Annotated in this window: 13 protein-coding genes; 8 read left to right on the forward strand and 5 right to left on the reverse strand. The window is 40.3% G+C overall.

Annotated features, from left to right (window positions below; genetic code table 11):
• Window positions 1–98: 98 nt before the first annotated feature.
• From AC1DDK_RS05605 to AC1DDK_RS05620, 4 genes are all read left to right on the forward strand, one after another.
• The gene (locus AC1DDK_RS05605; RefSeq protein WP_337716743.1) at window positions 99–3,146 is read left to right on the forward strand and encodes a SusC/RagA family TonB-linked outer membrane protein; all 3,048 of its coding nucleotides are present in this window, start codon (window positions 99–101) and stop codon (window positions 3,144–3,146) included.
• Window positions 3,147–3,161: 15 nt separating this feature from the next.
• The gene (locus tag AC1DDK_RS05610; RefSeq protein WP_337716745.1) at window positions 3,162–4,769 is read left to right on the forward strand and encodes a SusD/RagB family nutrient-binding outer membrane lipoprotein; all 1,608 of its coding nucleotides are present in this window, start codon (window positions 3,162–3,164) and stop codon (window positions 4,767–4,769) included.
• 133 nt (window positions 4,770–4,902) lie between these two features.
• Window positions 4,903–5,988 (forward strand): DUF2235 domain-containing protein, encoded by a 1,086-nt coding sequence (locus tag AC1DDK_RS05615; RefSeq protein WP_052334029.1) that lies wholly within the window; start codon window positions 4,903–4,905, stop codon window positions 5,986–5,988.
• Window positions 5,989–6,132: 144 nt separating this feature from the next.
• A complete protein-coding gene (locus AC1DDK_RS05620; protein WP_337716747.1) occupies window positions 6,133–7,635 on the forward strand; it encodes an alpha-L-fucosidase in 1,503 nt (500 codons plus the stop codon).
• Window positions 7,636–7,659: 24 nt separating this feature from the next.
• Here AC1DDK_RS05620 and AC1DDK_RS05625 read toward each other — a convergent pair whose 3' ends face one another.
• Window positions 7,660–8,247: a Crp/Fnr family transcriptional regulator gene (locus AC1DDK_RS05625; RefSeq protein WP_048903228.1), complete on the reverse strand. Its 588-nt coding sequence runs from the start codon at window positions 8,245–8,247 to the stop codon at window positions 7,660–7,662.
• 148 nt (window positions 8,248–8,395) lie between these two features.
• Between AC1DDK_RS05625 and AC1DDK_RS05630 the strand changes: the two genes are divergently transcribed.
• Window positions 8,396–8,884, forward strand: coding sequence for a hypothetical protein (locus AC1DDK_RS05630; RefSeq protein ID WP_337716749.1), 489 nt, complete (start codon window positions 8,396–8,398; stop codon window positions 8,882–8,884).
• A gap of 27 nt (window positions 8,885–8,911) precedes the next feature.
• On the opposite strand, the gene AC1DDK_RS05635 is transcribed toward AC1DDK_RS05630, so the two are convergent.
• Window positions 8,912–9,376 (reverse strand): hypothetical protein, encoded by a 465-nt coding sequence (locus AC1DDK_RS05635; RefSeq protein WP_337716751.1) that lies wholly within the window; start codon window positions 9,374–9,376, stop codon window positions 8,912–8,914.
• 176 nt (window positions 9,377–9,552) lie between these two features.
• Here AC1DDK_RS05635 and AC1DDK_RS05640 point away from each other — a divergent pair, with 176 nt between their 5' ends.
• Window positions 9,553–10,935, forward strand: coding sequence for an SGNH/GDSL hydrolase family protein (locus AC1DDK_RS05640; RefSeq protein ID WP_337716753.1), 1,383 nt, complete (start codon window positions 9,553–9,555; stop codon window positions 10,933–10,935).
• A gap of 76 nt (window positions 10,936–11,011) precedes the next feature.
• On the opposite strand, the gene AC1DDK_RS05645 is transcribed toward AC1DDK_RS05640, so the two are convergent.
• Window positions 11,012–11,470, reverse strand: coding sequence for a ferritin-like domain-containing protein (locus tag AC1DDK_RS05645; RefSeq protein WP_048903225.1), 459 nt, complete (start codon window positions 11,468–11,470; stop codon window positions 11,012–11,014).
• 184 nt (window positions 11,471–11,654) lie between these two features.
• Here AC1DDK_RS05645 and AC1DDK_RS05650 point away from each other — a divergent pair, with 184 nt between their 5' ends.
• A complete protein-coding gene (locus tag AC1DDK_RS05650) occupies window positions 11,655–11,861 on the forward strand; it encodes a hypothetical protein (RefSeq protein WP_337716755.1) in 207 nt (68 codons plus the stop codon).
• 41 nt (window positions 11,862–11,902) lie between these two features.
• On the opposite strand, the gene AC1DDK_RS05655 is transcribed toward AC1DDK_RS05650, so the two are convergent.
• Window positions 11,903–12,967, reverse strand: a complete 1,065-nt coding sequence (locus tag AC1DDK_RS05655) for a DUF2652 domain-containing protein (RefSeq protein ID WP_337716757.1) — start codon at window positions 12,965–12,967, stop codon at window positions 11,903–11,905.
• 148 nt (window positions 12,968–13,115) lie between these two features.
• Between AC1DDK_RS05655 and AC1DDK_RS05660 the strand changes: the two genes are divergently transcribed.
• Complete coding sequence (locus tag AC1DDK_RS05660; protein ID WP_337716759.1) at window positions 13,116–15,548, forward strand: TonB-dependent receptor domain-containing protein; 2,433 nt, start codon at window positions 13,116–13,118, stop codon at window positions 15,546–15,548.
• Between the two features lie 27 nt (window positions 15,549–15,575).
• Here the strand turns inward: AC1DDK_RS05660 and bla are convergent, their stop codons facing one another.
• Window positions 15,576–16,439: a subclass B3 metallo-beta-lactamase gene (bla, locus tag AC1DDK_RS05665; protein ID WP_337716761.1), complete on the reverse strand. Its 864-nt coding sequence runs from the start codon at window positions 16,437–16,439 to the stop codon at window positions 15,576–15,578.
• Window positions 16,440–16,478: the final 39 nt, after the last annotated feature.

The raw sequence follows: 16,478 nt of genomic DNA on the forward strand, positions 1-16,478 counted from the left end.
GGTTAATGCGTGTTATGTAAGTTCCTACCAGGCAAAACCAACCAATAAGCATTACAATCGTTAACTAACAGTTTAAATTTTACTAAAATTGGCATTTTATGAAAAGAAAACTACTCTTGTTATTTCTGTGTATAGGATTGTGTATTACACATGTCGCCGCCCAGCAGATAACCGTATCAGGTAAAGTCACCTCGGCAAACGACAATAGCCCACTGCCCGGTGTTTCAGTAAAAATCAAAAACAAGTCCGGTGGATCCAGTACCGATGAATCGGGTAATTATTCCATCAGCGCACAAACCGGGGATGTACTGGTCTTTAGTTTTATTGGTACCATAAGCCAGGAAGTTCAGGTAACAGGAAACAAGGTGATCAATGTAAAGCTGGCTGAGGACAGCAGAATCTTAAATGAGGTTGCGGTTACGGCCTTTGGTGTAAAACAGGAAGTGAGGGGACTGGGCTTTTCTACCCAAAATGTTAAGGCCCAGGATATCGTAGATTCTCAGCAACCCAATATCGTAAATGCATTACAAGGCAAGGTTGCAGGTGTGCAGATCACCAATTCCAGCGGTGCTGCTGGTTCATCTGCCAACATCATGATCAGGGGAGGAAGTTCACTGAGCGGCAGTAACCAGCCCTTGTTTATTTTGGATGGTATTCCTGTAGATAACAGTACTCCCGTTTCTCAGGGTGGTTTGGTGGCTTCAGTGGCTCCAGCTTCAAACCGGGCAATAGACATCAATCCGGAAGATATTGAAACCATCACTGTTTTGAAAGGACCTGCGGCTGCGGCATTATATGGAATCAGGGCAGCTTCAGGAGCAATTGTTATTACCACTAAAAAAGGTTCGGGTGGAGCTGCAAGAATTGTGTATCAGAATAATTTTTCATTTGATCACATCAATAAACTTCCTGAACTTCAATCGCAGTTTAAACAAGGCGAGCAAGGTGCTGCCAATGTAACAGCATTGGGCTCCTGGGGACCAGCCTTTTCTTCAGGGGAACCTATCTATGATAACCTTGGTGCTATTTTTAAAAATGCCTTTGCACAAACACATGATGTTTCGGTAAGTGGCAGCACAGACAATTCCCATTATTATACTTCCGGATCTTTTTTAGAACAGGGATCGATTATTGACAATTCTACCTTTGGGAAAAAATCGTTCAGAATAAATGCAGATACCAAAGTTGGAGAAAAATTAACCGTCGGAGGAAGTGCTAATTATATCCGCACAGACAGGAAGTATCTTTCTCAAGGAAGCTTTAATGGCATTATGGGAGCGCTTTCCTGGCCTCGTAGTCTAGATATGAAAGATTACCTTAATACTGATGGCTCTCAGAAAATTATCAACTCTACGGGGACAGACAATCCTTACTGGACCATAAATAATAAACCTTTTACCAGTAAGGTGAACAGGATAATTGTACAAGGTAACCTGGATTATAATCCCGTTAGCTTTTTAAACTTTACCTATAGGATAGGTACAGACTATTATACTGAGAATTTTAAATCTGTAAGGATGCCGGGAACATTGGAACCCAATGTAATCAAAGGGTCTATTGCACAATCCGTAGCCAATAATCAGATCACTACGTCAACAGCTATTCTGACAGGTAAAAAGAAAATAGGAGCCGACATAAATCTTAGTCTTTCTGTAGGTAACAATATTGAAGTCAGCTCTCTGCAGACTTCTACCTCCAGTGCGCTTAATTTTATTGACCCTACATTTGCCAGTCTTAATAACACCAAGCCTTCTGATAGAACAACTTCAGAAGATTTGAGACGCAGAAGGATATTCAGCTGGTTTGGGGATTTTAATGTGGATTGGAAAGGGATCGCTTATGTGAATTTTAAGGGAAGGAATGACTGGTCGTCTACTTTGCCGGTAAAAGATCAATCGTTCTTTTACCCTTCGTTAAGTGGGGCATTGATTTTGACCGACCTGCTAAAAGAAATGGGAGCCAAATCTGATGACCGTATTTTTTCATACGGTAAAATAAGAGCTGCTTATTCTAATGTGGGTAAGGATGCTTCGCCATATTCACTTACCACCTCATTGGCTACCCTAACAAATGATTTCACTATTAATCCACGAGGGTTTATTATCAACTCTAATAATGCTTTTGGTAACCCGTTGCTGGTTCCTGAATTTACACGTGCCTTTGAAGTAGGGGCAGACCTGAGGTTCATTAAAAGCCGTTTAGGGCTAGATGTAACTTATTATTCAAGCAAGTCTGATAACCAGATTTTGCAGTTGCGTACGCCACCATCTTCAGGCTCTTTTTTAGCAACCCTAAACGGAGGGTCTATACGAAATAAGGGCATAGAGGTGATACTGAATGGAAGACCAATCGTGGGCAATGATTTTAAATGGTCAATAGACATCAACTTTGCGCACAATACCTCTGTTGTTAAGGCATTACCCGCAAAAATTGACAGGATTGAACTGTCTGATGCCTGGGCCGCTTCTAACGTAGCACAGGGAGCTGCTTTTTTAAACGGTAGTTTATTCGGTATAAATGGAAATATCTGGAAACGAAACGCACAGGGACAACTATTGCTGAACAATGCTGGTTATCCACAGGTTCAGACTGCCCTGGCTAATATTGGTGACAGAAATCCTGATTTTACAATGGGAATTACCAATACTTTCAATTATAAGGACTTTATGTTCTCGTTTATGGTCGATGTCCGTTCGGGCGGCCAGGTATTCAATGCAACAGAGAATGCTTTGGTAAGATCGGGCTTGAGCCTGAAAACCCTGGATAGAGGAACTAAGGTGTTTGAGGGAATTATTGAATCAACCGGCGCTCAGAATACAATTGCAGTTCCTTTAAACCAGAATTACTACCAGACCATTTACGCCAACCAGGGTTACGATTTTGTAGAAGATGGGAGCTGGGTAAGACTGAGATATGCTACACTTAGCTATAATATGCCCACAAAGTACCTTGGTAAATTAAAAATCAAAGGACTTTCATTTACCGTAACAGGTCGTAACCTATTATTGATTACAGATTATTCCGGTGTTGATCCGGAAGTTTCGGGTAGTGGTGCAGGAGTAGGGGGAACGGGTTCTTTTGGTTTTGATAATCTGGGTGTTCCAGCTACCAGAGGGTTTGATTTAGGTTTAAAATTAACATTGTAATAAGGAGGACTAATTATGAATACGATATATAAAAAAGGGCTGGTTTGTCTGGTTTTGGTCGCTGCCATTATAGCCCCTTCATGTAAGAAATTTCTGGATGTAAATACAGATCCGAATAACCCCACTAAGGTAACTGCAGCAAACAGACTGGTCGGTGCCATTACCACTTCTAATGGTGCCGCAATGTGGCGAGGAGGCAGAGAGATTGCCGGCTTAACCCAGTATGGTGTAACCAAACTTTTAACGGGAACCAACCTGAATGCAGAGACCTGGCGCTTTACCGCAAGCTATTTTGCCTGGCAAAATACGTATGTGTTTACGATGCCTAATTGTATCGATTTGATCAATCTGGGAGAAGAAGAGGGGAGCCCGTGTTTTGTTGGTGCCGGAAAAACTTTATTGGCGATGAACTTTGGCTTGCTTGCCGATCAGTATGGTGCCATTGTAATTGATGAATTTTATAATGGGAAGACTCAGCTTTCTTTGACACCTAAAATGCAGGATCAGCAAACCGTTTATCAACGGATAGATAAATTGCTGGATGAAGCCATTGTCGCATTTAATAATCCGACAAACAATACAACCTTAAATTCTGCAGCAGGGGACATCATATACCAGGGAAATGTAGATAAATGGAAACGTTTTGCCTGGGCACTTAAAGCCCGGTACCTAAACCATCTTTCTAAAAAAGGAGCGCTTTATAATTCCACAAAGATTATTGAAGCCTGCGGAAATGCGTTTAATGCTGATGGAATGGATGCCGAATTTCCATATCTGGCAGGTGCATTGCCGACCGATGAAAACCCATGGTACAGCTGGGGCGGATTTACCGTGCCGGTGGGCTCTACACCAAATGACAATAGCTATAATCCCAGATACTTCGCATGGAGCCAGTTTTTTGTGAATATGCTTACAACATTGCCTGTCACCAATGCTACTCTTCAGGATCCACGGATCAGCAAGATCATGCAGCCAGCCGTTTCCGACGGCCAGTACAGGGGTCTAAGATCTGGAGGCGGTTTGGTTGGAGGACAAGGTATTTTAGCTAATGGGCAGAATGGTGATGCGACAAAAAAGAACGGTAATGATTATGGGCTTTTTAGCAACAGCGGTTTCTATACCAAGCAAACTTCACCTTATCCCTTCATCACTTACTCTGAAGTGAAATTGATTGAATCGGAAGCTCGATTGAGATCGGGGGATATACCGGGGGCATTGGCTGCCTATGAGGAAGGTGTGAAATCTAACATGCGCAAGCTTGGAGTTACAGGTGCAGATATTAATACCTATTGGACGGCGCAGTTGGCTGACGGCTTGAATGCACATTTTGCGAACCTGACCCAAGGTTTAAGTCATATCATGAGACAGAAATACATTTCATTATGTTTAAATCCTGAAACGTGGGTAGATATGCGCAGATCCGATTTTAGCCAGGCCATATATGGACCTTCACTGGTTAGACCTTTAAACCTAAATACTGTTATATTTGATGCCAATAACCCAACCCAGTGGATTAGAGGGATGGTTTACGAAAGTAATGAACAGACCCGGAACCCTGATAATGTTGGAGATAATTCTGAAAAATATCGATTGCTCACACCACTTTGGTGGGATGCAAATTAATTACATAGCCTGCGCTCCCTAATTCAAAGGGCGCAGGCTATTTCATGATGCGAATAGTCATAAATAACTATTGCAGGTGTTGTGAGGGATTGCTATGTTACCTATGTTGAGTGTATTGATACTGGCTTAGGAAATGAACGAGGCAAAGAATAAGAGAATTGTGATCTGCTGCGACGGCACCTGGAACGAACCCGGCAAAACCGATAAAGGTTTCCGGGTAAAAACCAATGTGCAGAAGACTTTCGAGAGCATCTGTAATATTGGTAAAGACGGTGTAATGCAGCTCAAATATTATACCGACGGGGTGGGCACCTCGGGGAGTAAACTTCGGAGGCTGATTGATGGCGCAACGGGATTTGGACTGGATGAGAATATTCTGAATGCCTATAAGTTTCTGGTCTGGAACTATCTTCCGGGAGATGAGATATACTTTTTCGGTTTCAGTCGCGGTGCTTATACGGCAAGAAGCATTGCAGGCCTGATCCGAAATTGCGGGATCATCAGGAACGATGATCTGACTTTGGCCAAAACAGCATATACACATTACCGTAGCAGGAACGAAGGCTGGGCACCTAGCGGTAAGAAGGCAACGGACTTCAGAAAACAGAACAGCCACGAAACCAATATTAAATTCATTGGAGTTTGGGATACAGTGGGGTCGCTTGGCATCCCGTTTTCAATCTTTAACCTATATAACCATAGAAAATACCGTTTCCATGATACCGACCTTAGTTCGTATGTGGATAATGCTTTTCAGGCCCTGGCTATTGATGAACACCGGATGAGTTTTGAACCGGCCATATGGATTCAGCAGGGAAACTCACTTCAAAAAAATCCGGTACAGATACTTGAACAACGCTGGTTTCCGGGAGTACACTCCAATATAGGAGGGGGTTATCCTGATGCTGGAATAAGTGATATTGCCTTCAGATGGATGGTTAATCATGCAAAAAAGACAGGACTCGCCTTTGATGAAAATATGCTCTCCAGGATTATCCTTGAAGACCCTGAGAATGGGGTATTATATGACTCCCTGGGCTTTTGGTTTAAGTTGCTGCCGAAAGTGAGGCGGGAATTGAGCAGGCTGCCCCAATATTATCAGCGTGTGGACGCTTCTGCATTTTACCGCTGGCATAAAGATGCCGATTACAGACCGGAAAACCTGAATCGCGTGATTGACGAACTGAGCTGCGATGCCGCCGATAGTTATTGGTGCTGAACATCACATGGTTAGAATTTCAGCGGATAATTCATGAACTTAGCCATTTAGTCCATTTCTTATAACGTAAATCTCATTTAATTTAGTTTCTTTAATACTAAGCAATTAATATCAATCCTCTACGTCAGATACCATTCACACCATATGAAACTTATAAGAAAGCATATACTTACAACTCTTCTATTGGCTTGGGCATGTAATTGCTGTGTAGCTCAATTATTGGTTCCGGCTACAAAACCCAATTCAGCACAGCAGGCAATGATTAAAAGGGGCTATGGCATGTTTATCCACTTTGGTATTAATACATTTAACAATACGGAATGGTCTGACGGAACGTTGCCATTAGAGAGTTATAACCCTACAAATCTTGATCCTGATCAGTGGGTGCTCACTGCAAAAAAGGCAGGCTTTCGTTATGTATTGCTGGTCACTAAGCACCATGATGGATTCTGTTTATGGGATAGTAAATATACAGCTTATGATGTGGCGTCATCTCCGGTAAAAATGGATGTTGTAAAAGCAGTATCCGATGCCTGTAAGAAATATGGAATCAAGTTTGCAGTTTATTATTCATTGTGGGATAGGAAAGAACCTTCATATAAGGATAAGGACCCGCAAAAATACATTAACTACATGCTCAACCAGCTAACAGAATTGTTCACCAATTACGGAACAATTGGTGAGTTGTGGCTGGATGGGGGATGGGATAAAAAGCCATCAGACTGGGGTATTGATCAGATTTATAGCTTGGTGAAAAAATACAATCCTGATTGTGCAGTGAGTGTTAACCATACCATTGTAAATGAAGAAGGAAAACGAAATTACACGCCTCCAGCCAACATGACTGAGGATAATAAGTATTTCTTTCAGTACTTCCCTTCTGATTTTCGTTTATGGGATCCGGAATTAGCAGCCAAATCAGATAAGAAACAATACTTGCACGAAGGGAAATCGTATTACCTGCCTTTTGAACATACCATTTGTATCAGTAAACGATTGAATTGGTTTGAAAAATCAGAGCCATTACCAACCCGGGATTTAGATGAATTGGAGGAACTGTTTTACTGGAGTACAGACAATGACAATTGTCTTGTGATGAATGTTCCTCCGGATCAGACCGGACGCATACGTGAATATGTAGCTAATACTGCCATTGGACTGGGTAAACGACTTAATCTATCTTTGAATAAGCCCTTACCTAAAAATGGCAAATTCATTTCAATGAACAAGCCGGTTACAGCAAGTAGCGTTTGGGATGATAAAAACGGGCAATATGCAGGTAATGCTATAAACGACGGGAAAATGAATAGTCGTTGGGCAGCTAAAGATACTCTGGCTATAGTCGAAATGGAGTTAAATCCCTCAGAGTCGTTTAATAAGATCAGTATATTTGAATATCAGGATACAAAGAGATTACCTGATGGCTTTTCTCAGGTAAGAGTATCACGTATACAACAATATAGTATCGATATTATGCAAAATGGGCAATGGAGAACCGTCTACCTTTCCGACGAACCTATGGGAGATTGTAAGGTGATTAGATTGCCATTTAGTTATAATGCAAGCAAGTTGAGACTAAAAGTCCTAAGAGCAGCTGCTCCTCCCTCAATTTATGAATTGAGCGTGATCAATATGCCTGCAAAATAATATTTCTGCTCTTCTTATTAGAACTTATCTTTTTACCCGCTTTCTAATTCGACTCAACGAAGGATTAGTTATACCCAAAAAGGATGAGATATGATATGCAGGAATCCGCTCGATGATATTCGGATGTTCTTCCAATAACCTCAGGTATCGTTCTTCATGTGAGAAAAACATGAATTCCTCGGCGCGTGTTTGTGCATAAGCAAAAAACAATTCCGCCAGCAGCCTGCCGAATTTCAGCCAGTTGTTATTGGATTCATAGAGGCTGCTGAGATCTTTATAGGAAATAAAGACAATTTCAGAATCTTCCATAGCTTCTATGAAGTACCAGCAGGGATTTTGAGAGATAAAACTTCTAAAAGAAACAACGAACTGATTCTCAGAAAAAAAGAAAATATTTTTGTCCGCTTTCGCTTTTGGATCATGGTAATAAATACGGAAAATCCCTTTTATCACTAATCCAAGGTCATTGCAAACCATACTCTGCATATTAAAAAAATCACCTTTATTGATTTTTCGTGGTTTCCAGAATGCCTGACCCTCCTCAATGTCTTTATCTGTCAACGCGGCGAAATCCCGCAGATACTGTGCTATGATCTCGTTTTTTTTAGTCATGATAGTCTTATTAGTAGATGAAGCGTTTCACTGCTATTAATTCTAGCTGGGAAAACAACTCAAATTTAGGTAAATTACATTCCATCGTATTTTAACTTAAGTGAAAAAAACTCATTCTGCTTTTTCCGAAACTTGTAAAAAAAATAAAATGGGATTATCAAATTTAGGCATTTTTCATACCGTAGTCGGTATCATTGCCATCATCGCAGCATTAGCATCTTATGTAAAGCATGGAAAAATAAACCTCGCAAGCAAAAGTGGGAATACGTACTTGGTCGGAACCATAATTACATCCGTAACTGCTTTGGGCTTAAGTAAACATGGAGGATTCAATCCAGGGCACGTATTGTCACTACTTGTACTGGTTCTTGTGGTTGGCGCATTTGTTCTTCACCGGAGAAAAACAGGAAATAATAAAGCCCGGTATTTTGAACAATTTTTCCTTTCGTTCAGCTTTTTTCTCTCTATGATTCCTACAGTAAACGAAACACTTACCCGTGTTCCGTTAAGCGCGCCACTTGCAAATGGGCCTACTGACCCATTGATTGGTAAAACCTTACTGGTTATACTCATTTTGTTTATAGCGGGATCTATATACCAATATAGACAACAAAAGAAAATCAACAAAGGCGCTTAGTTTACAGCACTCTCATTGGGAAGCGGGTTAAAATGGCCTGAAATATGGCCGGCTTATTAGTGGCGAAAAAGCCCAGGGAACCGAAGAAAGTATGATCAAAAGCCCGGCGCTAAACCATAGCGCCATTGTTTGAAACTTTTCGGGATCTGTTAGTTTGCGTTTTGCCCTGGCCGATCCTATGGTGATTACAACAATTGCTATGACCATCATTAGGCTGTGCTCCATCCCAAAAAAACGGATTTCCCTCCGATGAACTGCGTCGTTGAAATTGTGCAAAAAATAATTGACAATGGGGCTGATGAAATAAAGCACAAGACCGAAGATAAGTTGAATATGTGCTATGGTCGCAGTCCAATGTCTTACGGCGTTATCGACTCTGGAGAAACTTCTTTTTGAACTCCAGCCGCTAAAGGCACGGAAAATAGCAAAAAGTAAACTTGCCAATACCAGCCAGCGAACCAGAGAATGTAGTGCTAATACTGTTGAGTACATTTTATGTTATTGATCATTATTTGTTGGCGGAGCTAAGGTAAAACAAAAGTATATTGTACAGTGATCATTCTAAAATGTTTAGAATGAATTGCTAAAAAAAGATGTATTGAGTAGTTTGCAAAAAAAAATAGCCATCTGCCGGGTAAACCCCAGCCAGCACAAATTAATATACGATCATGAAAAAAATTATCCTTGTTTTATTCTTGGCTGTTTTAAGTAACACAACAATCAAAGCACAGTCGCTTCTACCTTTTGCCGATGGAGATCGAGTCGCCTTTTTGGGGAATAGCATTACCGAGGCCGGATACTACGGATCCAATATTTGGCTGTATTACATGACACGTTTTCCGGAACGGAAGATTTCAGTAATTAATGTTGGGATAGGAGGCGATGTTGTAGGGCAAATGAACGAACGCTTTGAGCAGGATGTATTGCCGAAAAAGCCGAATATTGTGGTCCTTACCTTTGGAATGAACGATAGCGGCTATTCTGAGTTTAATGAAACAAATGCCGACGAAACAGCAAAACAGCGTGTAGCAAAATCACAGCAGAATTTCGTTCTGCTTGCAGATAAATTGAAGGCTCAATCCAAGATCAAACCTGTGATGATGTCCTCGTCGCCTTATGACGAGACCATGGAAAACAAAAACAATTATTTCAAGGGCAAAAGTAAGGCCATGGAGCAGGTTATCGCCTTTCAGCAAGAAGCCGCAAAAAAAAACGGGTGGGCTTATGTAGATCTGTTTCATCCCATGACCGAAATCAACGTAAGGGAACAAAAGAAAAAGCCTGATTTTACCATTACAGGGCCAGATCGTATCCATCCAGGTAGGGGTGGACATCTGGTGATGGCAGCATTATTTCTTAAAAGTCAGGGTCTGTCCGGTAAACCCGTGGCAAGTGTTCACATCGACACAAAGAATGGACTTGTTGAGGCAGAGAATGCAAAGGTTAACATTAAGAAAAAAAGTGAGCAGGGATTAAGTTTCAACTATTTTGCCAGTGCATTACCTTTTCCAATAGATTCTGTTAATGGTGTATGGGAAAATCCACAAACACAGGCAGATGTATTGGCCGTATATCCTTTTATCATGGAGTTCAATCAGGAAAATTTAAAAGTCGAAAATCTGGAAAATGGAAATTATGACCTGATGATTGATGGTAAGAAAATAAGGACATTTAGTGCTGATGCGTTTGCAAAGGGCATCAACATGGCTTTGTTGAGCAATACGCCACAATACCAGCAAGCGGTTTCGATCATGTATCTTAACGACTTAAGGTTGGAACTGGAGAAAAAAATTAGGGAGTACTATTGGTTGCATTTTAACTATTTCAAAGCACAAAATATGTTATTTGATGATTCGCAGCAGGCATTTGATAAAGTAGCCGAAAAAGCTAAGACCGACTGGTTTGTGAGAAGTAAGATGGGAACTTATCAAACTGCCCGTTTTCCGGAAGTGAGGGCAATGTGGGAAGATAATATCAAACAATTAACCGAGAGGATTTACCAGATCAATAAGCCAAAATCGCATCTTGTGGAAATTGTGCAGTTGAAATGAGGAAATTGAAATCGTTTACGACAAAGCCACCCATTGGGTGGCTTTGTCAGGAGAATTGCCCCGAAAATAAAATTGCTTAATTCATTGATCTTGCCGCATCACGTAATGCCTTAATTGCATCATGGGCAGACTTAATCTCTGAGGCCTGGTTGCTAACCGTTTCTAATGCTGTGCCGCTAAGGTCACCATTTTCTAATGCCACTTTGTAGGCTGCTTTTATCGCATCTTCTCCACGCTCTGCCTCAGAAAGTATGCTGGCACGATCACTGCCACCAAAGAGTGATTTTACATCGATCCAGGCACGATGTAGGGTGCCTGCAACGCTATTGCCTGTTTCCACATCTTCACCATATCCTGCGACAATCGCAGTCAATTCCTGACTGAATTTACGGCTCTGGCTGCTGTACTCCTGAAATAAGGCTTTCAAATCCACATTTTCATCTTTAATGTCTGCGATAGCTTTTTCAAATCCCGCGATGCGGTCGTTGTTGATCTCTGTGAGATCGTTTAATACTGATACTGATTTTGTGCTCATGGTAAATGGTTTTAGGGTGGTAGAACAACTGAAAACGCAGGCGGTTTTAAATAAAAAAATAAAAACACGTGTTTCCGTTATTGTGAGGCACACAGTAAATTTTTTTAAAAAGTACTTTGTAATACAAAGTTATTTATTTACCTTCATATTTGAATAATTTGAAAAATCTTAACCATTATCAATCATGAAAAACAAAGCAGGTAAAATTAGCGGGTTTATCTTAGGGGCAGCAGGCTTCCTTTTGATGTTTAAAATGATCTTTCTTAGAAATATTGCTCCATCAGATGAGCTGGCACCGGGAGTTGTAGTTATTACTGCGGTATTAACTGGAGTATTATTTGCCTTTATAGGCTCATTAGTTCAAAACTATCTTGTTAAGAAGAGCACCTGAGTGCATTATCATTCTTTGTTATATCTTAATTGGATAACAGATTACAAAGGAATCTTTTTTAACAGCGGAATGATATTTTCTAATGACTTTTGGAGCATAGCTTCCTGTTTTTTTTGACCTGATGATCCTAAAATAAAATCTGTAATCCAGTTGCTGACTTTATAGATATCTATGGTAAGTTTGGTTTCCTTGTCTGCCACTTTTGTCAGCGTGAAGTAAGTCACCTGTTCTCCTTTTTCATCCGTTTCGCTAAATTCAATCTTATCATCCGAATAGGAGTAACTGCTCGAATAGTAAAGTGTTTTTCCGTTGGTAAATGTCCACCTGCTCTTCATACCCACCCGTGGTAAAAGGTGATTAAGGGCCTCTATTTTTTCTACGCCTTCCCACCAGAGGTGCCGAAATTCAAATGCACCTGAGGCATGAAATAAAGTAATGATGTCGGTTTCGTATACTCTTGATACGGAGTGTGTTTTCTTTTTTCCGGAAAGATCTAATGGAGGTAAAGGGTCATCAGGTATTTCATTTTTTAATTGGCTCAGCTGAGTGTAATGAAAGTGTATTTCCCCCGTTTCTGTCTGTTTCATACTGTCAGTCCAACTCATCCAGTCTGTAAAATCAGCCGGTGGGTGATTATCCAGAAGGTCTTTGGTTACCAGCCAATATTCATGTTGTGCGATGTCGTTCTTCAAAAGCTGGTGCGCAACAATAACATCTTTGCCAATCAGTTTACTGAAATTCTTTACATTATACCCGGCAAATTCACCGTAGTGTGTAATTACTTTTAAGGAAAGATTGGCAGCAGAAATACAGGCCTTGCACTGGCAATACCTCCTTTGATCATAAGTCATAAGGTTCTTGTGAAACAGACAAAACATCTTCTCTACCTGCTTGTACAGCTCTTTGAGTTGCGGCGGTTCTCCGAATTTGTAAAAAAGAATGGCATCACCTTCTATTTCGGAAACTTCGAGACCAATTTGATTTGCATTAATAAGCAATTCAAGCAATTCCTGTATGATTATGCGGCTGTGATTAATTTCTGATTCTGTTACAAATCGAGTGAAGCCACTAATGTCAGGGATAAAAAGCAGACCCTTTGTTTCCATTTCATATTAAAGTTACAAACAATAAATCATTAGGCAATCATCAGCGCAGATCTAATGTTTGATAAACAGCTTTCGAAAAGAATTTTACATTTCTTCGTAACCTATTGGCGTAGAATTCATCTTATTGTTATAAATACACACATCGATAATGAAAATACATTTACTTTTTGCATTCTTTTTATGCTTATATATTTTGCCTTTTGAAGTTGTAGCGCAACAAAATGGCAAAATAACCGGAACGGTTAGGGATGACAAGCAAACCCTGCCTTCGGTAAGCGTACTTTTATATTCTGCCAAAGATTCTGTACTGGTTACCACAGGGATGACCGATGGAGAGGGTAAGTTTAATCTTCCAGCAGTTCCGGGAGCTTATTATGTTTTATCAACTTTTGTTGGTTATAATAAAGTGAAAACACCGGTATTTGAACTTAAGGGTTCAACTTATGAGCTGCCAGCAATTGTGCTTAAAGAAAACACAAATAAATTAAATGAGGTAAGTATTACAGCATCAAAGCCTGTTTTGGAACGAAAAGGGGATAAACTGATTTTTAATATTGAGGCTACACCCTCTGCCGCCGGACTTAATGGCCTGGAGGTGCTCAGAAAGGCACCGGGAGTTACCATTGATCATAATGAGAATATCTCTCTTGCCGGCAAAGGCAATGTACTGGTAACTATTGACGGCAAACAGACTTATTTGAGTAGCGCCGAAGTAGTAAGCTTGCTTAAGTCTATGCCAAGTTCTGAGATCGAAAGTATCGAGATCATCAACAATCCGGGTGCGCGATATGATGCAAATAGTACGGGTGGAATCATCAACATCAAAACAAAGAAAAGTCTTGCCATTGGCTTTAATGGTAATTTGACGCTTGGTGTTGGTTATAATAAACGTTTACAAGCCAACCCAGGTATTAACCTAAACTATCGCAGGCAATTTTTTAATGTATTTGGGTCTTATGACTACAATAGATGGCCTTTTCAGGAGAACCTTACCATTGACAGGGTAACTCCCGGTATGAATTCAAAACAATTGTATTTTAGCCAGAGAAATAGGGATACTTCAGTTTTTGCGTCGAATAATTTTAAAATTGGAACAGATTTCTTTCTGACCAAAAACCATACAATTGGTGTTTTGCTTAAGGGTAATTTGAATGGATTTGATCAAAATGGTTTTAGCAGAATTACGATTGGCGATTCGTTTGCAAAACCAGATTCCATATTGCAAACTCCGGGCAAAAACTCAACAGATCGTAAGAATTTTTCGTACAATATCAACTATAAGGGGATATTGGATACCGCAGGGCAGGAAATTACTATTGATGCAGACTACTCAACATTTAACGGGGATAACAAAGCGAGTTTTGTAAATCGCTTTTTCCTTCCTGATGGAACTTTTTTTAAGGACGGACAGATATATAGGAATTTTTCGCCTTCGGATATCAACATTAAAGCCATTAAAGCAGATTATGTATTACCGCTTAATAAAGTGTTCAAGCTTGAAACAGGTATCAAGGTAGCCAGTGTGAAAAGCGATAACAATTTCGTTTATGAGAATGATGTTAATGGAGAGTGGATAAAGGACAACAGCCGTAGCAATCGCTTTAAGTACGACGAACAGGTAAGTGCTGCTTATGCGATTTTGAACATCAGTACAGGTAAATTCTCGGTGCAAACTGGTCTTCGTGCAGAACGGACTCAGTCTACAGGTAATTCGGTTACAATAAATCAGTTGAATAAGCGAACCTATACTGATTTTTTCCCTTCGTTAACATTTAGCCGAAATTTCGATGCGGATAATGTTGCCAGTGTGTCTTATTCGAGAAAGATTAACAGACCAAATTATCAGAACCTTAATCCATTTATTTTTTACCTTGATCAGTATACCTACAACGAGGGTAATCCTAACCTTAAACCGGAATATTCTACAAATTTTGAAGCGACTTATTTATGGAAACAAAAATATAGCGTTGCGTTTGCCTATTCACATACATCGGATGTAATCACACAGATCTTATTACAGAATGAAGCCAAAAAATCGATGTACCAGACGGTACTTAACCTTGCTTCTAATGATGTGGTATCACTTACGCTTAATTTCCCCGTAAAAATAAGTAAATGGTGGAACCTGAATAATAATCTTGTTGGTTATCATAAACAAATCCAGGCACCGGATCTTAACGGAACAGATCTTAATTCGAAGCAATTCAGTGCCAGTTTGTATACTCAGAACAATTTTACACTAAACAAGCTCTTCAGTGCAGACGCTTCAGTATATGCCAGTACGGCACAGATAGATGGAGGATTTAAAGTGAAAAGTATGCTGACCGCTGATGCAGGCCTGCGTTACAGTTTTCCAAACCAGAATGGTAATTTGAAACTCGGAGTTGGTGATATTTTTCATAGTCAGAGGGGCAGGGTATTTAGCACACTGGCTGGTAATGTATATAACCTTGAGCAATGGGGTACTTCGACCAATGTGAGGCTAACTTTCACCTATCGTTTCGGAAAAACCAGTGTTAAGTCTGAACGAAGCAGACAGACAGGGCTTGACGCGGAACAAAAAAGACTGGGAGGGAAATAAAACACCAATTTCTTATCGGGTCGAAAATCAGTCTTTTTTGGAAAATTGAATTTCTAAATCCCGGAGTACTTTATCATATCCTTTCCTGTCAATAAAAGCATTAGGATTATAAGCGCCACCGGCTTTGTGCTTCTTATAAAGCCCAAACTGGCTGGCATGAGAGGAAAGCCAGATATCGAATGTGAGCTTTTTCATGGCGCCTATTGTATAAGCATAGTCCTTAGCGATTTCAGGATAGGAAGTTACTTCGGAGAATTTTTTCTCCGTCACGATTGTAGGCATATTGGCAATTAAGACCTTATAAATCCGGTCTTTGTCTTTTACATCGAACAAGAAGCTACAAGAACCCTTTGTATGACCTGGATGATGGAGCATAACCAGCTTCATATCATCCAAACCCACGGTATCACCATTATGCAATAAACGATCAGTTTTTATTGGTTCATAAGTAGGTCCATGACCTCCTAATGCATAATCTGAACTGCCCCCATCCGCTGCAACCGCGGCGTCCTTTTCATCCACCATAAATTTAGCTCCGGTTGCTTTTTTAATTGCCGACATAGCTCCCATATGGTCATAGTGTGCCTGCGTGGTCAGTAATATCTTGATATCATTAAATTTGAAACCCAAGGTTTCAACATTTGCCTTAATCACTGACAGAGAAGTGGCAAGCCCGGTATTAATGAGGATATTCCCTTTTGGGGTCACAATGAGATAGCAGGCCAGATCTTCTGTGCCCACATAATATAAATTGCCGGCAATGCGAAAAGGCTGATAAGATTTAGACCATTCTATTGGCGTATCTTTTGGTTCTTTTACCTGTTGAGCTGTTGCAAGAAAAGAACTAAAAAATAAAATAACCGTAAGAGTATTGAAATAGTGTCTAAACATAGGAAATGATTTTAAAGCTAATATATGGGAAATACTTCT

It is taken from the genome of Pedobacter sp. 05T44 (genome assembly GCF_056395985.1).